General features: G+C 61.3%; 16 protein-coding genes. All 16 read left to right on the plus strand.

From position 1 onward, the window contains the following. Positions 1-43: 43 nt before the first annotated feature. The 16 genes from BH683_RS25095 (at position 44) to BH683_RS25170 (ending at position 21,703) form a co-directional block, all read left to right on the plus strand. Positions 44-1,240, plus strand: coding sequence for a cytochrome P450 (locus tag BH683_RS25095; protein WP_168187120.1), 1,197 nt, complete (start codon positions 44-46; stop codon positions 1,238-1,240). 240 nt (positions 1,241-1,480) lie between these two features. Continuing rightward, positions 1,481-2,500 carry a hypothetical protein gene (locus BH683_RS25100; protein WP_084839028.1) on the plus strand — a complete coding sequence of 340 codons (1,020 nt, stop codon included), beginning with the start codon at positions 1,481-1,483 and terminating at the stop codon, positions 2,498-2,500. A gap of 179 nt (positions 2,501-2,679) precedes the next feature. Continuing rightward, a complete protein-coding gene (locus tag BH683_RS25105) occupies positions 2,680-3,471 on the plus strand; it encodes an SDR family NAD(P)-dependent oxidoreductase (RefSeq protein ID WP_084839029.1) in 792 nt (263 codons plus the stop codon). A gap of 1,434 nt (positions 3,472-4,905) precedes the next feature. Beyond that, positions 4,906-6,384 carry a sugar ABC transporter ATP-binding protein gene (locus BH683_RS25110; RefSeq protein WP_094647772.1) on the plus strand — a complete coding sequence of 493 codons (1,479 nt, stop codon included), beginning with the start codon at positions 4,906-4,908 and terminating at the stop codon, positions 6,382-6,384. Between the two features lie 113 nt (positions 6,385-6,497). Beyond that, entirely contained in the window at positions 6,498-7,433 is a 936-nt protein-coding gene (locus BH683_RS25115) for an ABC transporter permease (protein WP_168187121.1), read from the plus strand. Positions 7,434-7,622: 189 nt separating this feature from the next. Continuing rightward, complete coding sequence (locus BH683_RS25120; RefSeq protein ID WP_084839032.1) at positions 7,623-8,150, plus strand: nuclear transport factor 2 family protein; 528 nt, start codon at positions 7,623-7,625, stop codon at positions 8,148-8,150. Positions 8,151-8,363: 213 nt separating this feature from the next. After that, positions 8,364-8,561 (plus strand): ferredoxin, encoded by a 198-nt coding sequence (locus tag BH683_RS25125; RefSeq protein ID WP_084839033.1) that lies wholly within the window; start codon positions 8,364-8,366, stop codon positions 8,559-8,561. A 71-nt stretch (positions 8,562-8,632) separates the two neighbouring features. Next, positions 8,633-9,865: a cytochrome P450 gene (locus BH683_RS25130; RefSeq protein WP_143696128.1), complete on the plus strand. Its 1,233-nt coding sequence runs from the start codon at positions 8,633-8,635 to the stop codon at positions 9,863-9,865. 92 nt (positions 9,866-9,957) lie between these two features. Then, entirely contained in the window at positions 9,958-11,121 is a 1,164-nt protein-coding gene (locus BH683_RS25135) for a GAF domain-containing protein (protein ID WP_168187122.1), read from the plus strand. Next, the gene (locus BH683_RS25140) at positions 11,118-11,774 is read left to right on the plus strand and encodes a response regulator transcription factor (RefSeq protein ID WP_094647754.1); all 657 of its coding nucleotides are present in this window, start codon (positions 11,118-11,120) and stop codon (positions 11,772-11,774) included. The genes BH683_RS25135 and BH683_RS25140 overlap by 4 nt, the downstream gene beginning before the upstream one ends. 197 nt (positions 11,775-11,971) lie before the next feature. Then, entirely contained in the window at positions 11,972-15,379 is a 3,408-nt protein-coding gene (locus BH683_RS25145; RefSeq protein WP_084839037.1) for a pyruvate carboxylase, read from the plus strand. A gap of 41 nt (positions 15,380-15,420) precedes the next feature. Then, positions 15,421-16,269 carry a CoA ester lyase gene (locus BH683_RS25150; RefSeq protein WP_084839038.1) on the plus strand — a complete coding sequence of 283 codons (849 nt, stop codon included), beginning with the start codon at positions 15,421-15,423 and terminating at the stop codon, positions 16,267-16,269. A gap of 27 nt (positions 16,270-16,296) precedes the next feature. Next, on the plus strand, positions 16,297-17,070 hold the full coding sequence (locus tag BH683_RS25155) for an enoyl-CoA hydratase/isomerase family protein (protein ID WP_084839039.1): 774 nt from the start codon (positions 16,297-16,299) through the stop codon (positions 17,068-17,070). 127 nt (positions 17,071-17,197) lie between these two features. Continuing rightward, the gene (locus BH683_RS25160; RefSeq protein WP_168187123.1) at positions 17,198-18,952 is read left to right on the plus strand and encodes a thiamine pyrophosphate-binding protein; all 1,755 of its coding nucleotides are present in this window, start codon (positions 17,198-17,200) and stop codon (positions 18,950-18,952) included. A 4-nt stretch (positions 18,953-18,956) separates the two neighbouring features. Further along, entirely contained in the window at positions 18,957-20,180 is a 1,224-nt protein-coding gene (locus BH683_RS25165; protein WP_084839041.1) for a CoA transferase, read from the plus strand. Continuing rightward, a complete protein-coding gene (locus BH683_RS25170; RefSeq protein WP_084839042.1) occupies positions 20,177-21,703 on the plus strand; it encodes an aldehyde dehydrogenase in 1,527 nt (508 codons plus the stop codon). The genes BH683_RS25165 and BH683_RS25170 overlap by 4 nt, the downstream gene beginning before the upstream one ends. Positions 21,704-21,780: the final 77 nt, after the last annotated feature.

Raw genomic sequence — 21,780 nt, forward strand, 5'->3', positions numbered from 1 at the left:
TGTACCAAGTTCGTCTCCCATACAACTCCTCCGGAGGAACACCGTGGCTGAAACTGTCGCTCCCGCCGACGACGCCCAAGCGCACTCGATTCGTTTTCGACTGACCGAGCCGGAGGTGGCTAAGGATCCAGGAGAGTTCTTTGCAGACCTGCGCTCCAAGTGTCCCGTGGCACACAGCGACAGCTTCGACGGCTTCTGGATACTGTCGCGGTACCAAGATGTATTCGACGCTGCGCTCAAGCCCCAAATCTTCAGCAGTGCTAGCGGTATGACAATCCCGGTGATTCCACAACCACCGGTCATCTGCATCGAGCAGGACGACCCTGAACACCGGAAATACCGGAGACCTCTGCAGGGGTGGTTCACTGCAAAACGCATGCAAGAGCTAGAACCGGAGGTCCGCCGGATCGTTACGACTCTCATCGATGAGATGGTCGACCACCGAAAGGGTGACTTGGCAGCGATTGCGGCTGCAGTTCCGCCGATGGTTATCGCACTTATTCTCGGACTTCCAGAGAAAGACTGGGACTGGTTCCGCGAACGCGAGGCGACAACACTTCGTCTCGCTCAGGTCGGTGACAAAGAAGGTGCAGGCGCTGCCGCAAATGACGTCCTGAGGTATCTCAGCGACCGAATCGAAGAACGGCGTGCGGATCCTCAGGGAGACATGCTCTCTGACCTCGCCGCTCTAGTTATAGATGGCGAAGTTATTCCACATAAAGACGCAGTCTCACTCGCATTTCTGCTCCTCGGAGCCGGGCACGAAACAACCGTCGGCGGGATTGGAGGCCTTCTCTATCGTGTCTTTCAAGATTCTGAGGTGCGCGATCAGTTGATCGAAGACGCGTCGCTGGTTTCCGTAGCAGTTGAGGAGGCATTGCGTATCGAGACGCCACTGTTTGGCTTGGGGCGAATGGCTAAGCACGACAGTACAGTCGACGACGTGACAATCCCCGAAGGTGATCGGGTGATGCTCATGTGGGGATCTGCGAACCGAGACCCCGATGTATTCGATAACCCGGAAGACTTCCGCCTCGATCGAGAAAACAGTGAGAAGCATATTGCATTCGGTGCAGGTATTCATCGCTGCGTTGGTGCCCCACTAGCACGTCTGGAGATGCAGATCGTGCTCGAAGAGGTGCTGCTACGGATGCCCGCCCTACGGCTGACAAATCCGAGCGACGTGAACGTTGTCTGGACGGTAGGACGAGAATTCCAGGATCTCGACAGCACCTGGTGACCGGGGGCACGATGCTCGGAGGGACCGATCCCGACTCCTCCGAGAAAGTAGCGAGTGCCCTCACGCCTGGCCGGCCTTGCCGCGCGCCCCCATGAGCGCGCAACGCAATGGATGCCGTGAATTCAGGACGATCACAGTTCCTCGATTACAGCGCAGGACGCATGGCCCGATTCGATCTACGAATGGTCTTGAACGCATAAGTAAAGCCATTTCGCTCAAACAGTCTACGAGAGGAAGATAATGTCAAAGGACGTAGCCCCGCCCGTGCAGGCATGGGGCCCGATCATCGATTTGCCGGAGTTTCCGACGATCGGGTGCTACCCGTGCGAGGTCGAGTGGGACGATATGGGCAATATGTGGACTGCTCAGGTTAGTGGCAATAAAATCGCGAAGATCAACTTCGACACTCATGAGATAACTGAAATACCAGTCCCAAACAAATCGGCGGCGCCAGGGCCGATGGAAAAGGCACCGGACGGTACCATCTGGTACGGGCAGGTGCACGGTAACGGGATCGGGCGTTTGGACCCCAAAACTGAAACGCTCACCAACTTCGAGCTGCCGTGGGCGCGCATCTACGATGTCGGGCCAGAGGGCCGAGGCACGCATACCTTTGGCACCGCCACCGTTTTCGACATGAGCTTCGGCAAAGATGGCCACCTGTACTTCCTAATGGCCGGCATAAACGCCATCGGCCGCTTCGACATGGAAGAACAGACATTTACGAAATGGGATCTGGAAACGCCGCGCTCTGGTCTCTTCTGTATGCAGCCCGGCCCAGGAAACACCATAGCGTTCAGTGCCTGGAACAGCAATGAAATTGGGCTTCTCGACGTATTCACGAAGGAAATCAAACTATATAAGGTCCCTACGCCGGACGCCTTGGTGGGGGGGCTTACGCGGTCGCCCGATGGTAAGTACCTGTGGTTTGCTGAAAGCGGAGCCCAGAAACTCGGCCGACTCGATCCCGGGACTGGCGAGATCGAGGAATTTGTGTTGAATGGCGGCCCCACGCTGGATCCCGGCGCCATGCGGTTCGGTAGTGACGGAAAGCTTTACTTCGTGACCGGAATGTATCGGAACGGAGACAAACTCGGGCGTTTCGACACAGTCACGAAGGTGGATGACTATCTGACCACGCCGACGCCCAGTTCTGCGCCGTGTGACCTGAATTCCGCCCGTCCCGGAATAATTGCATTCGGTCAGTTCACCGGAAACCGGTTGGCATACATCGAAATTCCATTGACACCTGAGGGATAGATGCGGAGGGGTTGGGTTGTGGGCGCTGAGCCTGGCCCACACTCGACCCCGGCCCGGCTCGCTACAGGCGAGTCGCCGGTGCGGATCATCAACAATGAGAACCTCTTGACCTGTGTCGCGTCCGGACTTGGACCGCGCACGTATTCGATTGACAAAGTCCGACCAAAGGAGAGAAGTTAATGGGATTGCTCGACGGGCAGGTAGCTGCTATTACATTCGGTACCCGAAGCATTGGGCGGGGAGTGGCGGAGGCCTTTCTCGCAGAGGGTGCGTCGGTGGTCATCAATGGCCGCAACGCGAATAAGGGTCGAACGGCGATTGAAGAAATCTCCGCAGCGGGATTCGGCGATCGAGTTCACTTCATTCAGGGCGATGCCGGGATCAAGGGTGACGTCGAGGGAGTAATCAACGGTGCTGTCAAACATTTCGGTCGCCTGGACATCGCGGTTCTCAACCAAGGCGGCCTGAGGGACACAGCGCCGCTGGCCTCGATGACGGATGAGGAGTGGGATTACGAACTCAACCTGAATCTGACGTCGATCTTCTGGTCGATGCGGGCCGCCCTTGCACATATGCTTCCACAGAAGTCCGGTCGGATCATCAACATGTCATCCTTGGAGGGCAAACGTGGTACGCCAGGTCTGCCGGGATACGTGGCTGCCAAACACGGGATGATTGGTCTCACTAAGGGATGCGCGCATGAGGTCGGCACCGAAGGAGTTACCGTGAATGCGATCTGCCCCGGCCTGGTGATCACTGACCTTTTGTACGAGACCGGTCCGCGGACTGCTGAGGTCCTTGGTTTGCCCGATATCGACTCCCTCATAACAGAATTGGTGAAAGATTCGGCGATTCGGCGGGCGGTTACCGTCGAAGAGGTGGCTGCAGCGGCACTCTTCCTTGCGTCGCCGGCCGGAGCCGGGGTCACTGGGACGACAATCAATGTCGACGGTGGTTCTTCCCCGTACTGATGACAGAGCAGACTGAACACCGGCCTAAGCTCGGTGCCTCATCATCGGTTCCACTGATGAATCTGACTTGCGGCGGGCTCGAGTAACCAGATGCGAAGAAACACTACTGAGTCGGCGCCATTGATCGAACATGAGGAACTCCGGCACATCCGCGTCGTACTGGTGTCGGTCGTCTTCTAGTCGGGTTGCGGGATTTGCTGCGAGGCTTGCGTGGCGAGTCCTGCGTCGCAACCCCGTCTCTGCGGAGTCCTTCGCACGCGGTGATGTGGGTAGGCTCTCTTCGAGAGCGTACTCAGAGGCGTTGTGGCAACCGAAGGTCCAGTAGGGTTTTCGCGGAGCGGGCGTGGACGTGGGTGCTGCGGCGCCGGTGGCCGAGGTGGCGTACATCAGCGGCGCGGAACCAGTTAAAGGTCACCAATCCCTGGGTTCAGGGTCTTGAGCAATAGGGTGGCGTGCGGCACCCAACGACAGCTGCGTGTCCAATTCGGAGCTCGAGTAGGGCAGTCGTGACGAGAGGCCGAACTAAGAATGGCCTGGCTGCCTTCTCCGGGTCCGCAGCACCATTTCTTCACAGTTGGGTAAAGCCGGGGATGCCTAACGGTGATTACGATCAGTCAGCGGCCGCTGAGTGGCGCGCTGATGAGCACCGGATACACAAGAGTGGTCGATTCTGCGGGCCGCCGCCGGTGGACCCGTCCTGCACCCCGCAGAGAGCGAGAAGTGGCTAGTACTTCCCCTCATTTTACTTCCGTCGAAGGCGCGCCTCCAGCGCGGACTCGGAAGGCGCCGAGCTGAACCGCGCCAGGGGCATTGGCGGGCATCACCCTCTCCAATGGAAATCCCAAGGTTGGGTGGTTGGTAATTACACCTTCGCCGGCGTCTTGAGGGTCCTGTCGACAACTACGGACTTAAAGCGGACTCCATCTGATCCACAAGCGGGGGCTTCGACCTGGCCACGATGGATACCTTCATGGTCGTGAACAGTGTGCTCGATCCTTTTCGCGACCAGGCTCCAGGACGAGCCGGGCGCTTTGATGTTCGAAGCTCATGAAGTAAGACTGCACCTCGTCGCTGTGACGGTTGACACACCCCCTGGAAGGGGCTACATTTTCGTCAACTCATCAGCACACTGAGTAATTTGTTCGATGCAACCGACCACGCAGGACTCCGACCCGTGGGTGTGTGAGAGTCCGAGAAGCGGTCCGTCTCCATACTCTTCCTGCTGCTCATGGGCTCGTCGGTATTGAGATCAGCAGCCTGGCACCGATGAAGGAGTAATCAACAAAATGTGTGCAACCCTCGGATGCGCAGTTTTCAGGCACCGTGCAGAGACCTTGGAGGGGCACTGATGCGTTACCCGAAACGTGGGTCGGACCGAATCCGGAGAGTGGCATCATAGTGACGAAACTTGCACTGGCAGCGAAGAGTGTGTCCATGACGTTCGGCAACGTCAAGGTCCTGCACGATGTTGATCTGTCCATCGGACAAGGTGAGATACACGGACTCGTCGGCGAAAATGGTTCTGGCAAGTCTACATTGGTCAAGATCTTAGGCGGTATCCATACGCCGGACAGTGGTTCGGAAGTCCGGCTGCACGGCAATGCGATGAACCTGCCCGTGCGTGACCCCCAGCAACACGGATTGGCAATTGTCCATCAGGATCTGGCTCTGGTCGAGTCGATGTCGGTGGCCGACAACACCGGAATATCCACGGGCTACGAACGGCCACTCACCGCGCCCATCAGCTCCCGACGTGAAGCGGAGGTCGTCGGAAAGCTCTGTGAACAATTCGGTTTCGCGCTCGATCCTCACCGGCTCGTCGGTACGTTGTCGCCTGCGGAGCGAACGGTCGTGGCGATCCTTCGTGCGCTGAGGCAACTCGGCGACGGAGACCAGCGCAAGGTCATCATTCTGGACGAGCCGACGGCGGCGCTGCCGCGAGGTGAGTCGCTTCGGCTCCTGGAACTGCTTAGGACGATGGCCGGCAACGGGACTGCTGTCCTCTACATCAGCCATCATATGAACGAAGTGCTCAGTGTGTGTGACCGAATCAGCGTTCTCCGCAACGGGAAAATCGTCGCAACGCGCGAGTCGTCGAGTGCCTCGGAGGCGGAGATCGTCGAACTTATGCTCGGCTATGAGATCGGTGAGTTCTATCCGGACAAACCCGAGAGCTCTGACAAGGTTGTGCGGCTCGACGTGAATCGAATGACCCACGGTCCCGTGTCGGAATTGAGTTTTCAGGCGCGCCAGGGAGAAATCGTGGGAATAACGGGGCTGACGGGTATGGGACAGGACGATGTGCCGTATTTGCTGGCTGGGGGGCGCACGCGCCTGTCCGGTGAGGTCACCGTCGACGGCGTGGCGACCGATGGTGAACCTCGCTCGGCCAAACAGCTGGGGATGCAACTGGTCCCAGGTAATAGGCAGCGGGACGCGCTGTGGCTTGGGGGCTCGGCCTCGGAGAACTTGACGCTTCCATTCCTGAAGGACTTCTGGCGGAGATGGCGCCTGCGACGGGCGACCGAACACGGGTTCTCGGACAGTGCCCTGCACGACTTCGGAGTACGTCCTCTGCGGCCATCGTTGGAGATCACCAAGTTCAGCGGCGGGAATCAACAGAAAGTGGTGATGGCTCGTGCCCTTCGGCAGCGGCCAGGCGTACTGCTTCTCCATGAGCCCACCCAGGGGGTTGATGTGGGGGCCAAGAAGGAGATTCTCAATGTGGTCCGGCAGGCGGCAACTGATGGTGCGGCCGTGGTCGTCTTCTCGTCGGATGCCGAGGAGGTCGCCCAGTTGTGCAACCGCGTCCACGTCATGAGGTACGGATCCATCTCGGCGACTCTTACGGGTAGCGAGGTCTCCGAGGACCGGATCCTCACACTGTCGCAACAATCATCAGTCGTCGAGTAGGGAAATTAGCCATGATTTCTGGAAATCAATCGGAGTCGAATTCTCCGGTCCCGTCGAGCGTTGAGCCACCGCCCCCATCGGCCCCGAACAGAGACGTTCGCGTCCGGACGGGCATGCTGACATCTCTGGGCCCTTGGGCGGTGCCATTCCTGTTCGTCGTGCTCTGTGTCGTGTTCAGCATTGCTGCACCGGACACATTCGCGACGACCACGAACGTCCGCGTCCTCATCATCGGACAGGCGACGATTCTGCTCTTGTCGATCGCCATCGTCATTCCGCTGCGTGCCGGTGACTTCGACCTGTCGGTGTCGGCGGTGATGGTTCTGTCCGGATGCGTTCTCGGCTATCTAACCGCCCATGGTGTTTCGGCGATCGTCGCGTGTCTGCTGGCGCTTCTGATCGGTCCGGTCATGGGCCTCCTCAACGGCTTGTTGGTTGTTCGGATCGGAATCGACAGTTTCATCGCAACTCTCGGCACCCTCACCGTCCTGGTCGGCCTTGCCAGCTTGATCAGTGGTGGCGCGCTGATGACCACGGTGCCGACGGAGCTACTGGATTTTACTCGGATGAGCTTTTTGGACTTGACGATGGCTGTCTGGATCGGCTGGGGAATCGCGCTACTCGTCTATTACGTCTTCGAGTGGACGCCGACAGGCCGCTACCTGCTGTTCATCGGCAACAGTGCCGAAGCTGCGCGGTTGGCCGGACTGCGGGTCAACACCTATCGCCAGGGTGTTTACGTGGTGTCGGGCACGCTCAGTGCGCTCGCCGGGATCTTGGCCGCAGGTTCGCTGGGGTCGATAGACCCGACAGCGAGCGGCGCCTACCTGCTCCCTCCGATCACGGCCGCGTTCCTCGGTGCATCCGCGATCAAATTAGGCCGATTCAATGTCGTCGGAACGCTGGTCGCGATCTACCTGGTGGCTGTTGGTGTCACCGGGCTCCAGATGCTCGGTTTCGACAGCTGGATCGCGGACGTGTTCAACGGTGCATTCCTGATCTTCGCTGTGGGGTTGACGATCTTCCTGCGACGCCCCTCGTCGAAGTAGAACTGTTGTTCCTCGTCGAAGTAGAGCTGGTGCGGCTCGATCGAAGTCTGGGCTTCCGTTGCGAGCGAACAGGGCTGGCACGCCGGCAACCGGTGAAATACTCACATGACCACAACGAGAGGAGAGTTCGAAGGTGACTCGACATATGTCTGACCTGCACTGTCGTAAGGGTGTGACGGCTCGCGGGAGGTGGCTGAGTTGACCGGCGATTCGCAGTCCTTGGAAGAGCGAGTTCAGCGGCTCGAGGACACCGACTCGCTCCGCGCCCTGTGGCATTCGTACATGCTCCTCTACGACCGCGGCGGCGCCCACGAGGAACTCGGTGACATGTTCGCCGACGACGCGATCTTCGAGGCGCGAGGCGCCGACAGCGGGGATCGAGCCTGGCGGGGCCGGGACGTCATCAAGCGTGAGTTCTTCGAGCGGGTGTCACCGCCTCGCCCTGCCGACGACGATCGGGTGTACTCCGGCCATCACGGAACGACCTGTGAAGTCGAGGTTTCCGGTGACACGGCAGTGTTGGCGGGGCGTTTCTTCGAGCTGACCGGTCGTGGTTCGGGAACACTGCTCGCAATTGGCGGCACGCATACGCTGCGGTTCCGCCGTGCGGCCTCACGGTGGATGATCGAGTCGTTCGTCCTCCAGATCACGTTCTGCGCGCAACTCGACACGGTCGAACCGCGCACTGCATTCCTCGGTAAACCGCCTGCTGGGTGACGGTCGGGGTCAACCCCACTGCGCGCGGAATCGTCCCCGTTGTCTTGACCGCCCAGGTGTGACCCAGTACACTACTCAGTGTACTGAACAAATACACGGCGGAGCCCGACCACCCTGAAGCCGATGGTCAGCCCGGTTCGTCAGCGCAGCGAATGGGCGCGGTGTTCCGGTTGCGGCCGGCGCTGGTTCTGTTGCCCTGTCTAGGAGGTTTGAATGCATATCGAAATCGATGAAGACGCCTGCATCGGTGCCGGCCAGTGTGTTCTGGCGGCACCCGACGTCTTCGATCAACGTGAGGACGACGGCATCGTTGTCCTCGTTTCGCCTGACGCACCCGCATCCGAGCGTGGCAATGTGGAAGAGGCAGCCAATCGTTGCCCTGCGAGCGTGATTCGCGTCGATGGCGACTGACGATTGCTGGGCTGCCACCCTCCTTGTTCCGCGCACTTGGCGGGGAACAGTCACATCCTCGAGGAGATACGTTGATTGAGAAAGCCGGAGTGGCCGAAACCGCCGCTCGAACCTCGTACCCCATCATCAGAAATGAGCCGTTCGAGCTCGCTGACGAGTTGAAGCGTGCGCGCGAGTCCGAAGGCCTCACCCGCGTGCAGACGTGGAACGGGCGGGAGCCATGGCTTCTGTGCCGGCACGCAGATGTGCGGCAGGCGCTGAGCGATCCACGTTTCAGCACGGACATCACCGCCCACGGATATCCCAACAATGCGCCGACCCAGGTGGAGACCGAGGCGGGGCTGTTCATCCGAATGGACGGTCCCGAACACGCACTGCGACGCCGGACCTTGATCTCGTCGCTGACTCCGAAACAAGCCGAGCGGCACCGGCCGAGAATCATTGAGATCGTCGACGAGACCCTCGATGCGATGATCGCGCAAGGAGGTCCCGTCGATGTGGTGGAGGACTTCGCCCTGAAGATCACCACTGCAGTGATCTGCGAGATCCTCGGTGTCGAACACTCAGATGCGGTTCGAGTCGTCGAAGCCATGGAGAACATTTTCGATCTGGGTTCAGCGCCCGAAGATCGGGTTGCGGCCAATCACTTCGTCCTCGACGTGATCAGGGAAACGGCACTCAAGAAGGTCGACAACCCGGACGAGAGCCTCCTGTCGAGATTGGTCAATGTCACTGTTGCCAGCGGCAAATTGGAGTTCGAGGAGATCGTCACCATCGGCCGGTTCGTCATCGGCGCAGGGCATGAGACGACCGCCAACATGATCGGGCTCGGAATACTCGCGTTCCTGCGAAATCCTGACCAGTTGAGTCTCCTGATGTCGGATCCGTCGGCGCTCGCGCCGTCGACCGTGGAGGAGATGTTGCGGTACCTCAGCATCGTTCAGGTCGAACCAAGCCGGATTGCCACAGCGGATATCGAGGTGGGCGGCGAGCTCATCAGCGCCGGGGACGGGGTGGTGATGTCGATCATGGCGGCAAACCGCGATCCGCAGGCGTTCGACTCGGGGGACCGGTCGCTCGACGACCTGGATGTCACCCGCGAGGGAATCAGCCACCACGTCGCATTTGGATTCGGTCCGCACCAGTGCGTCGGACAGAACCTGGCCCGTGTGGAGCTCCAGGTCGCCTGGTGCCGGCTGTTTCAGCGGCTTCCTGGCCTTCGACTGGCGATGCCCGTTGAGGACTTGGAGTTCAAGACAACCGGACAGAACTACGGTCTGACGCGGTTGCTGGTCGAGTGGTGACGACGAGCTCATCTCGTTGAGCGGGCATCACGGTCGAGATGACGATTGTCGTTGTGCCGCTGGGCACTCCGATACAGAAAGGAAGGCCGGGCGTGACTGCAGTCAGTGAAGCCGTTCGGATTCGTGAGCCCGAGGCCGTAACGGAGTTGCAGTTCTCAGCTCTCGGTCTCATGGAACTGGACGCCCTGGCTCAGCGCGTGACCGACTACGTCCGCTCAGATCTGGGCGTTGATCTGGTCAACATGACGATCCTGGACAAGCGGGATCTCGTCGTCCGTGCGACTGCCGGGAACCGGACCGAAGAGATGGTCGGAATGCGCTTTCCGGTGCGAACCGGACTGGGCGGACTGGCGTTGTCGCAGCGGCGACCGGTGAATGTGGATGAATATGCTCAGGTCCAGTCGCCGCTTCCGTTCCGCGACGTCATGGTCCGCCGCGAAGGTATCAGGGCCGCAGCGGGTTTCCCCCTGTTCGTCCATGCCGAGGCCCTTGGTCTGCTGTTTGTCGGCCGACGGGGCGAGAAGACGATTTCGCAGGACGATGCGATGAGACTGAACGATATAGCCGCCACGGTCAGCCCGATGGTCGGTGCTTCGATGCAGATGGCTCAGGCCGTGGAGGCGGCGCGAGCCGATGAGCGCCAGCGATTGGTACGGGAGGTCCACGACGAGCTCATCCCGCTACTGTTCGGTATCGGGGTCAATGCCCGCCGCGCTCGCGAGATCGCAGCGCTGGACGATCGGCGTCTGCACGACCAGCTTCGGTCGATCGAGTCCCTCGCCGGGGCCGCGAATTCGATGGCGCGAGACGCTCTCGACGCTACCGATGCGGTCCCTGATGGCCGAGATCTCGCGTTGCGACTGCGGACCGTCACCAGAAGGTTCAATGGGCGAGCCGCGACTCCCATCAGTTTTGGTGTGGCCGGCACACCGTTTCTGCTGGACCAGGCGGCTTCGGACACGCTGGGAAGTGTGGTGACCGAAGCACTCAACAACGTCATGAAACACGCCCCAGACTCCGGGGTGGCCGTGACGCTGACCTTCGGTGTGGACATGGTGACGGTCGCGGTGATGGACGATGGCGGCGGACACCGTGAGCTGAACCTCTCGCCGCTCACGACCTCGTCTGCAGGTCGAGTCAAGTTCGGCCTGAAGAGTTTGCGCCATCGCATGTCACTGCTTGGTGGACGGTTACAGGTGTCTTCGAACGAGGATGGTGGCCTGACGGTCCGGGCTTGGGTGCCGGCGTTGCCATGAGCGCCCATGCGATCACATCCGATTCCGGGCTCTCGGTTGGAATCGCCGACGACCATCCGGTGGTACTGCGCGGTGTCCGCCAGCTTCTTGCCGAAACGCGTTACGAGGTCATCTGGCAGGCACTCAGCAGGCCGATGTGCGTGCAGGCCTATCGAGCGCGAGAACCGGACATCCTGATCTTGGATCTGCGCCTCGGTGACGACCTCGCGCCGGATGTCTTGCGGGAGCTACGTCTACACGGCGGCTCGATACCCCGAGTGGTGGTGTTGACGGGACACGACGACAGGCAGCTCATCAACGCTTGCCTCGACGCCGGAGTTGCCGGCGTGCTCTTCAAAGACACCATCGAGATGGATATCGTCCAGAGTTTGGAAAAGGTCGTCGCGGGCGAGACGGTACTCGATCCACGGTTGACGAGGTCGAGTTCCGATGAGGTCAGACGTTCGGCAGGTTGTGGTGTTTCGTCGCTGACGTCCCGGGAGCACGACGTGTTGCGACTGGTCGCCCACGGGATGACGAGCCGAGATATCGCTGGTGAACTATGCCTGTCGGTGAACACGGTCCGCAGCTATGTGCAGTCGGTGCTGTTCAAGTTGAATGCCCATACGCGCATCGAGGCAGTGACAACGGCACGACGTCTTCGCCTTCTGTAGAGGGCGCCACGAAAGTATCTATTGCCCTGACGGTCTCGTGAGATCGGTTGTCGGAAGAACGCGGATTTCGTCGAACTTTCCAAGTATACTCAGTATACTGAGTATTATTGATCGAACAGCCGTAGTCACAGCAAGACGTAGGTAGCCAGAATCCTGGCCCGGCGAAGAAAGATGGCCACTCTCTAGCAAAGGATCACATGTTTTCGAAGATGCTCGTCGCCAACCGTGGAGAGATTGCGATACGCGCCCTGCGGGCGGCCTACGAGCTCGGCGTGGCGACGGTAGCGGTCTTTCCGTTCGAGGATCGAAACTCCCTTCATCGCACGAAGGCGGACGAGGCGTACGAGATCGGAGAGCGGGGCCATCCAGTTCGGAACTATCTCTCAGTATCCCACATCGTCGATACGGCAATCCGGGCCGAGGCAGACGCGGTGTACCCGGGCTACGGGTTCTTGTCAGAGAATCCAGATCTGGCCACTGCCTGTGCCGCAGCGGGCATCACCTTCGTCGGGCCCTCCGCGCAGGTGTTGGAACTTACCGGCCACAAGGCCAGGGCCATCGAGGCGGCAAAAGCCGCAGGTTTGCCCGTCCTCGAGTCGTCGGAGCCGTCAGCCGATGTCGACGAACTGATGGATGCGGCGACATCGATGTCGTTCCCGTTGTTCGTCAAGGCAGTTGCGGGCGGCGGCGGCCGCGGGATGCGCCGCGTGCCCGACCGAGCCGCCCTGCGCGGGGCCATCGAAGCGGCCGGGCGGGAGGCCGAGTCGGCATTCGGAGACGCCACCGTGTTTCTCGAGGAGGCGGTGATCGACCCTCGCCACATCGAGGTGCAGATTCTCGCGGACACCTACGGCAATGTCATACATCTGTTCGAGCGCGACTGCAGTGTGCAACGCAGGCATCAGAAGGTGGTCGAACTCGCACCGGCGCCAAACATCTCGGACGACTTGCGGTCGCGTTTGTGCCGGGACGCGGTCGCATTCGCCAAGGAGATCGGCTACTCCTGCGCCGGGACCGTCGAGTTCTTGGTGGACCGCGACGGCAATCACGTATTCATCGAGATGAACCCGCGGATCCAGGTCGAACACACCGTCACCGAAGAGATCACCGACGTAGATCTTGTGCAGGCGCAGTTACGCATCGCGTCCGGTGATTCGCTGGAGGAGATCGGGCTCCGACAAGAAGAGATGTTCATTCGCGGCGCCGCCCTGCAATGCCGCATCACAACGGAAGATCCTTCGAACGGGTTCCGGCCTGATCTCGGACGTATCACCGCGTATCGAACGCCCGGAGGTGCCGGAATCCGACTGGACGGTGGAACCACGGTCGGGGCCGAGATATCGGCATACTTCGACTCGATGCTGGTGAAGATGACTTGCCGTGGAAGGACTTTCGACGATGCGGTCAGGCGAGCGCAACGTGGTATCGCGGAATTCCGTATCCGGGGCGTTGCCACCAACATCCAGTTCTTGCAAGGTCTTCTGGCCGATCCGGCCTTTCGCGCGGGGGAGGTGACGACATCGTTCATCGAAGAGCGCCCCGAACTACTGACTGCGCGCGCATCCGGCGATCGCGGAACAAAGCTTCTCACGTACCTGGCCGACGTGACAGTGAACAAGCCGCATGGCAACCGTCCGTCGACTGTCTACCCCATCGACAAGCTGCCCGCCGTGGACCTGACGGCGCCACCACCTCCCGGTAGCCGTCAGCGTCTGCGTGAGCTCGGGCCCGATGCGTTCGCCCAGGCACTGAGAAACCAAAAGCCACTGGCCGTGACGGATACAACGTTTCGTGATGCCCATCAGTCGTTGCTGGCCACCAGAGTGCGAACGAGCGGGCTCCTCGGTGTCGCCGGTCATGTGGCTCGATTGACCCCGGAGTTGCTCTCGATCGAGTGTTGGGGTGGAGCGACTTACGACGTGGCGCTGCGCTTCCTGTTTGAGGACCCCTGGGAGCGGCTGGCCGCACTACGTGAGGCCGTACCGAACATCGCGTTGCAGATGCTGCTCCGTGGCCGAAACACCGTCGGGTACACCCCGTACCCGGACAAGGTCGCGCGGGCGTTCGTGTCCGAGGCAGCAGCAACCGGGGTAGACATCTTCCGGATCTTCGACGCGCTCAACAACGTCGACCAGATGCGGCCGGCCATCGACGCGGTGCGCGAAACGGGAACCGCCGTCGCCGAGGTCGCGCTTTCGTATACGGGCGACCTATCTGACCCCGGTGAGAGCCTCTACACGCTGGACTACTACCTGAAACTCGCAGAGCAGGCGGTACAGGCCGGCGCCCACATCTTGGCGATCAAAGACATGGCAGGGTTGCTTCGTCCGCCCGCAGCCGCAACCCTCGTCACCGCGTTGCGGTCGGAGTTCGATCTACCCGTTCACGTGCACACCCACGATACGCCCGGAGGCCAGCTCGCCACCTATCTCGCAGCGTGGCAAGCAGGCGCTGACGCAGTCGACGGAGCCACCGCGGCGATGGCAGGTACCACCAGCCAACCGGCGTTGTCAGCGATCGTGGCTGCTGCAGCACATACAGACCGTGCGACCGGCCTCGATCTCCGCGCGGTCTGCGATCTGGAGCCGTACTGGGAGGCGGTACGAATGGTGTACGCACCGTTCGAGTCGGGGCTGGCGGCCCCGACAGGGCGCGTGTACACCCATGAAATTCCTGGTGGTCAACTGTCGAACTTGCGCCAGCAAGCGATCGCGCTCGGACTCGGTGACCGATTCGAAGACATCGAACAGGCCTATGCCGATGCCGACCGCCTTCTCGGTCGCCTGATCAAGGTCACGCCGTCGTCCAAGGTCGTCGGTGATCTCGCGCTCCATCTCGTTGGTTCGGGGGTGTCTGTCGACGAGCTTGCGGCCAACGCTGCGGACTTCGACATCCCGGATTCTGTCGTCGGGTTCTTACGTGGTGACCTGGGCACGCCCGCGGCCGGCTGGCCGGAACCGTTTCGGACGAAGGCACTCGAGGGGCGGGGCGCGGCGCGGGAAGTCGTGGCGTTGTCTCCCGACGATGAGAAGTTACTCGACGGAGACGGAACTGTCCGGCGCGCGGTGCTGAACCGATTGCTCTTTCCTGGTCCGACCAAAGCGTTTGAGGCGCACCGTGAACAATTCGGCGATCTCACGGGCTTGTCCGCCAACCAGTTTTTCTACGGCCTGCGCCAGGGGGAGGAGCATCGGGTGCGGCTCGAGAAAGGGGTCGAGCTACTCATCGGACTCGAGGCGATCTCCGAGCCTGACGGCGCCGGCATGAGGACGGTGATGTGTATCTTGAACGGTCAGTTGCGGCCGGTGGCAGTGCGCGACCGATCGATCGCCGCTGAGGTTCCGCTTGCGGAGAAGGCCGACCGCTCCGACCCAGCACATCTTGCTGCGCCGTTCGCAGGGGTGGTCACGCTGATCGCGGCGGAAGGTGATTCGGTGTCGATGGGTGACACGATCGCCACCATCGAGGCCATGAAGATGGAGGCGTCGATCACTGCACAGCGCAGTGGCACCATCATGCGTGCAGCTATCGCCAGCGTGGCGAAGGTCGAGGGCGGCGATCTGATCGCGGTCATCAGTGTGGGCGACGCGACGAATCTCGAATAGCGGTGATCATGAACAGAGCTGAAGAACCTGCAGATACAGCCATGAGCGTCCGCACCGTTCCGACCTTCGGACCGGCGGTGTTGTTCTGTCCCGGAGACCGCCCCGATCGGTATGGCAAAGCACTTGCACGAGCAGATGCGGTCATCATCGACCTAGAGGACGCTGTCTCGTTCGCTCGGAAGGATGCGGCTCGATCCGCGTTGCGCGAAGCGCTTCCCGACCTGCCAGTTGATCGAATACTGGTAAGGGTCAACTCGATTGACACCTTGGAGGGCCGACGAGACCTGGAGATGATCGGTGAATCAGGGGTACGCACCGTGATGGTGCCGAAGGCAGAGGATCCAGAAGCGATCGATTCACTCTCGCAGTTCTCGGTGATCGGATTGTGCGAGTCGGCACGGGGGGTCCAGGCGGCCCACGAGATAGCCGCGGTGCACAGGTGCGTCGGTCTGATGTGGGGCGGAGAAGATCTGACTGCCGATATCGGCGGCTGGAGCAGTCGAGGGCGTGACCGCAAGTACCTTCCACACGTGGACTACGCGCGAAGCCGAATACTGATCGCGGCCGCCGCAGCCCGTATCGGCGCATGGGACGGTGTGTTTCTGGACATCGCAGATATGGACGGCCTCGAAACAGAATGCATCGAGGCCGTCGCGATGGGGTTTGCGGCAAAGGTCGCCATCCATCCACATCAGATTCCTCTGATCCGGAAGGCATACCGTCCCAACGACGATCAGCTCAGGTGGGCGTCGGGTCTGATGGCTGCGGTCGGTGACGCAGAATCCGGGGTCATCAACTTCGAAGGACGCATGGTGGACGGGCCGATGATCACCATGGCACAGGCGATTCTCACCGCCGGTGAAGGCGAATCCGCCGCTGAGCAGGAATAGACAAGCACACGAAGGTAGGAGTGAAACATGTCTTTGATTTTCGACGTGGATGACGGCGTGGCGACGGTGACGATCAACCGACCCGAGCGCCTCAATGCGATGGATGGCCCCACATATCAGGCACTTTCGGATGCGTGGATCCGGATACGCGACGACGTCGACATTCGCGCTGCTGTCATCACCGGGGCCGGCAACAGATCCTTTACCGCGGGAGCCGACCTGAAATCCTTCGTCGGTTCTCCTGGCGACTTGTCGGAATTCTGGATGACGCAGAAGGACCAATTGCTGAACAAGGGTCTCGAGGTCAACAAACCTGTCGTCGCCGCCATCAACGGATACTGCATGGGAGGGGGCGTCACCCTCCTGTTGGCGACAGATCTGCGAATCGCTGCCTCCCATGCCACCTTCGCGCTGAGTGAGGTCAAAAGAGGATTGCTGCCTGCGAACGGTGGAACGCAGCGAATACTCGAGCAACTGCCCCATCCCATCGCGATGGAGATGCTGCTGCTGGGTGAGCCCATCGATGCGGAAACGGCTCTGCGGTGGGGCCTGATCAACAAGGTGGTTCCGATGGACGAATTATTGACGGCAGCAACCGATTACGCACGTCGCCTCGCCGCACTGCCGCCGTTGGCGGTGCAAGCCTGCAAGGAATTGGCGATTCGGGCTCGCGACATGGATCGCACTTCCGGTCTTCGTTTGGAAGAGACGATGCTGCGGATGCTCAAGTTCACCGACGACGGAGCGGAAGGGATAGCCGCCTTTGCTGAGCAGCGTGACCCCGTGTGGCGAGGACGTTGAGCCAGGGGCCTAGTGGCCCCTTGCAAATGCAGATGTTAGACGTCGGCGAGCGACGTTACGTTCGATGTACTACGCAGTGAGCCGGTCCGGGCCACGGCGTCAAGATCAATGAATGAGGAGAGTTTCGATGGCTCTTATGCGCGGCGCAGACGCGATCTTGGACACGCTCGAGGAGGGTGGTACCGATCTCCTGGTCGGTTACATTGGTCATACGACCCAGGAGCTGGCCGATGCCACCCGAGAACGAACCGGTATGCGAACCATGTATCCGGCCACAGAATTGGGCGGCGCCCATCTCATCAACGGATACAACTACATCAAAGGCCGAGCTGCGGCCGCCGGTCTGTGGCACACGTGCGGAACGCTGCTGATCCCGATGGCGCTGTACGAGGGGATGTTCTCTCGGATTCCGTCCGTCCACCTCGGGTTCAACGTCGACGGGTCTTTCAAGGGCCGCGATTCGATGCAGGAGATGCCGAACGTCGAATCTCTCGCTCCCACGACCCGATACGCAACGCGGGTGGAGCGGCCGGACAAGCTACCCGAGACCATAAATCGCGCGATTCAGCGAGCACATGGATCGCCGGCGGGTCCCACATTCGTCGATATCCCATTCGATCTGACGGTTGACATTGCCGAGATGGACATTCCGAAGGGGTGGTCGGCGCCGACGCACCGCCCGGGAGCCGACCCCGAGCAGATCCGAGCTGTGGTCGACCTCGCAGTGGGCGCGAAACGCCCGGTTCTCATCGTCGGTGGTGGGGCGGTGTCTTCGGGCGCCGATGCCGAGGTGAAGCAACTCGCAGAACTCCTCGGAATCCCGGTGACGACAACTCTGACGTCACAGGGCATCCTGCCCGAGTCGCATCCGTTGTCCCTCGGGACGAGCGGACCGATCGGGTGGCGGTGCGCCAACGACTGGATTGCCGATGCCGATCTCGTCATCGCTGTCGGTTCGAGGATCTCCGAATGGGGCTACTCGCAATCGTTCACCGCCCCGATGCCAGGACGACTGGTGCACATCGACACCGACTCCGATCAGCTAGGCAACTTCTATTTTCCCGAGATCGGGATTGTGGGCGATGCCCGTACCGTGCTCCGGCAGATCATCGAGGCAACGCGGCAGAACCCGGACTTCATCGAGGCCCCGTACCAGGAGCGCGCGCATCATGCCGCGGTGGTTGAGGCGAAAGAAGAGTGGGTTGTGCAGAAGCGCCGGCGTGCACAGGTCGATGAGAGCCCGATCAGCCCGTGGCGGGTAGTCGATGCCATCGAGTCGGCGCTGTCGCCGGAAGACGTGATTGTGTCCGATGCCGGGAACAACACCGGATGGATCTTCCAGGGCACCACAGCAGAGCGGTCGCGGCGGCTGGTGACGACATTCGGCGGCGGCGTACTCGGAGCGGGCTTCCCGATGGCACTAGGCGCCAAACTCGCACGCCCCGAGTCCAACGTCGTCGTCGGTGTCGGTGACGGCGGATTTGGCTATGCGCACAATGAGATTGCGCTTGCACTCCGAGAGAACATCCCGGTGACCATCGTGGTCTTCAACGATTCAGCGCTCGGCGCCAACAAGGGATTCATGACCAACCTCTACGGACAGCCGTCGTGGACTGCGCTGAACAATCCCGACTTCGTTGCCCTGGCCCGGGCCTACGGTGCGGACGGTGAGCGTGTCGAGGATGCCGGCGACCTGGATGCAGCCGTGAAGCGCGGCGTGGGGTCGGGGACGGTCTATGTGATCGATGTGCCCATCAGTTCCGCGCACGAGTACCCCGCCACCGGATCCGGCGGCAAGGTGAAGTGGCCCGCTCGGCAGTGGCCCGCCGACGCCATCGGAACTCAATCACCGGGGCGTTTCGACCGCCTCGCAGTCGGCTGAGTCGATGAGTGACGTCCAAGCCGTCAGCCGGCGTCCGCTGGAAGGGATCACGGTCGTCGATCTGACCGTGAACATCGCTGGGCCCTCGGCCACGCTGATCCTGGCCGATCTCGGTGCGCGGGTGATCAAGGTCGAACCGCCCGGCGGCGATGTGTCCCGGTCGTGGTTCCCGCAGGACCCAACAGGGACTTCGACGGTGTTCTCGGCGTTCAACCGCGACAAAGAGTCGATCGTTATCGACGCCAAGACTTCTCGAGGTCGCGAGCTGATCCATGGTCTGGTCGAGATGGCCGACGTGTTCGTCGAGAGTATGCGTCCGGGGAAGGCTGCCGCGCTGGGGCTGGCTTGGGAGGATCTCGAGAAGATCAACGACCGTCTCATCTACTGCAGTGTCAACGCATTCGGTACGGTCGGGCCGATGGCCGGCGTCGCCGGGTTCGACGCGGTCATCCAGGCATACTCGGGACTGATGGACCTCACCGGCCATCCCTCCGGTGACCCGGCGCGCGTCGGCGGTGCCGTCATCGACGTCGGGTCCGGAGTATGGGCCGCGCTCGGCGTCGTGTCGGCGCTGATGCAGCGACTTCAGGATGGTAGGGGCCGTCAGATCGAGACAACGATGCTCGGTACGGCCGTCGGCTACCTGATGCATCATCTGACGTCGGTCAGGCTCGCCGGGGTGGAGCCCCAGCGTCTGGGGACCGCGCAGCACAACTTCGCGCCCTATCAAGCCATCCGGGCCGCTGACCAGATGGTCATGATCGGTGTGAACAGCGATGCGATGTGGCAGCGCACCGCGATGGCGCTCGGTGTTCCGGAGCTGGCGGAAGACCCGCGTTATCAAACCAATCCCGACCGCAGCGCTCACCGCGACGAGCTCATCTCCGACATCGAGTCGGCGACGTCGACGATCGCGGCCTCGGAGGTTGTCGACCGGCTGGTTGCCGTATCCGTGCCGGCCTCGGTGGTACGGCCGATCGGCGCGCTGGCTAGCGACCCACAGCTCGATGCGATGAAACTGTGGGGTACCACCCCCGCAGGTGTCTGCCTACCTCGAACGCCGGTCGCGGACCCGGCGGGCAGTATCGGCGACATCGCTCACCTTGGTGAACACACCGTCTCGGTCCTTGCCGAGATCGGTATCGGCACAGACGACGTCGACATCCTGATAGAGGCACGCACCGTGCAGATCGATCCTTCGAGAGCAGCGAACAGGGAGCCGGCATGACCGATCTGATGGCCGAGCCGATGCTGACCAATCCCTATTCCGGGGTGGCACGCTACCAGCTCTACATCGACGGCTCATGGGTCGATGCCAAGGGCGGCAAAACATTTACGTCGGTCAATCCGTCGACCGGTGAGATCTGGGCGGAGGTGGCCGACGGACAGGCGGATGACATCGATGCCGCGGTCACCGCGGCCAGGCGAGCTTTCGACGGTGGGTGGCGCAACGCCGGCGCAACCGAACGCTCCGCGGTATTGAGACGACTGGGAGATGTTCTTGCCAGGCCGGACGTGATCGAACGCCTCGCCGTCCACGAGTTGTTGGACACCGGGAAGGTTATCCGAGAGACCATAGGGCTGGCGCGTGCATTCAGTACGTGGTGCTACTACTACGCCGGTGTCGCAGAATCCCTCCGCGGCAGTACGATTCCGGTTCCGATGGAGCAGACCTTCACTTATACGGTGCCGGGCCCGATTGGAGTCGTGGCCGCCATCACGCCGTGGAACTCGCCGATTCTGCTCATGCTGTGGAAGCTGTGCCCTGCGCTGGCCGCAGGAAACACGATCGTGATCAAGCCATCTGAAGTCGCTCCGGTGTCGACGTTGGAGTTCGCCCGCGTCCTCGACGAGGCGGGGGTGCCTCGCGGCGTGGTCAACGTGGTGTCCGGACAACGCGCCGCGGGAGCAGCGCTCTCGTCCCATCCGGGGGTGGACAAGATCGCGTTCACCGGATCGACGGCGACCGGTAAGAAGGTGATGAAGGCGGCCGCGGAGAACTTGAGCCGCGTCTCGCTCGAGCTCGGCGGAAAGTCTCCGAACATCGTGTTCGATGATGCCGACATCGACCTGGCGGTGAACGGGATCATCTCCGGCAGCTTCGCCGCCGGCGGGCAGATGTGTACCGCGGGATCACGGGTGTTGGTGCAGGATTCGATCTACGATGCGGTACTCGAGAGACTGGTCGAGCGCGTTGGTGCCGTGAAGATCGGCGACCCTTTCGACTGGTCGTCGGAGATGGGTGCGCTGACGTGGAGCGAACAGTTTGACTCGGTCCTTCGGCGAATCGACAAGGCCCGGGCGGAGGGCGCGCGTCTGGTGATCGGTGGGGGTCGACCGCTGACCCCACCGTCCCCGGGTGGATTCCATGTCGCGCCGACGGTGTTCGCCGACGTCACCTCATCCATGGAGATCGCGAGAGAGGAGATTTTCGGACCGGTGGCCGGGCTTCTGCGTTTCAGCACGGAAGAGGAGGCGATCTCGATCGCCAATGACACGCAGTACGGTCTCGCAGCTGCTGTCTGGACGACTGATCTCGGACGGACTCAGAGGATGGTCCACGCCATCGAGGCCGGAACGGTGTGGGTCAATTGCTATCGTCGCGTTTCGTACGCGGCACCGTTCGGTGGTGTGAAGTCCAGTGGTATCGGACTCGAGAACGGCACCGAAGTCATGCGCGAATACACAGAGGAGAAGACGGTCTGGATCGACACGAACCAGAAGGCCCGAGATCCGTTCCGCTTGGCATGACCTTCAACGGATGACGCGGCGTGGTGATCGGATCAGCTTCGTTCGTCATAGCTTCGTCCCGCTCGCGGACTGCGGGT

This window comes from Williamsia sp. 1138 (assembly GCF_002095435.2).
In the GTDB taxonomy this organism is placed as follows: domain Bacteria; phylum Actinomycetota; class Actinomycetes; order Mycobacteriales; family Mycobacteriaceae; genus Williamsia.

Bases quoted from the DNA above. Each gene is read 5' to 3' on its own strand.
- BH683_RS25100 (WP_084839028.1), top strand. From the start codon at position 1,481: ATGTCAAAGGACGTAGCCCCGCCCGTGCAGGCATGGGGCCCGATCATC.
- BH683_RS25105 (WP_084839029.1), top strand. From the start codon at position 2,680: ATGGGATTGCTCGACGGGCAGGTAGCTGCTATTACATTCGGTACCCGA.
- BH683_RS25110 (WP_094647772.1), top strand. From the start codon at position 4,906: ATGACGTTCGGCAACGTCAAGGTCCTGCACGATGTTGATCTGTCCATC.
- BH683_RS25115 (WP_168187121.1), top strand. From the start codon at position 6,498: ATGCTGACATCTCTGGGCCCTTGGGCGGTGCCATTCCTGTTCGTCGTG.
- BH683_RS25125 (WP_084839033.1), top strand. From the start codon at position 8,364: ATGCATATCGAAATCGATGAAGACGCCTGCATCGGTGCCGGCCAGTGT.
- BH683_RS25140 (WP_094647754.1), top strand. From the start codon at position 11,118: ATGAGCGCCCATGCGATCACATCCGATTCCGGGCTCTCGGTTGGAATC.
- BH683_RS25145 (WP_084839037.1), top strand. From the start codon at position 11,972: ATGTTTTCGAAGATGCTCGTCGCCAACCGTGGAGAGATTGCGATACGC.
- BH683_RS25150 (WP_084839038.1), top strand. From the start codon at position 15,421: ATGAGCGTCCGCACCGTTCCGACCTTCGGACCGGCGGTGTTGTTCTGT.
- BH683_RS25155 (WP_084839039.1), top strand. From the start codon at position 16,297: ATGTCTTTGATTTTCGACGTGGATGACGGCGTGGCGACGGTGACGATC.
- BH683_RS25160 (WP_168187123.1), top strand. From the start codon at position 17,198: ATGGCTCTTATGCGCGGCGCAGACGCGATCTTGGACACGCTCGAGGAG.
- BH683_RS25165 (WP_084839041.1), top strand. From the start codon at position 18,957: ATGAGTGACGTCCAAGCCGTCAGCCGGCGTCCGCTGGAAGGGATCACG.
- BH683_RS25170 (WP_084839042.1), top strand. From the start codon at position 20,177: ATGACCGATCTGATGGCCGAGCCGATGCTGACCAATCCCTATTCCGGG.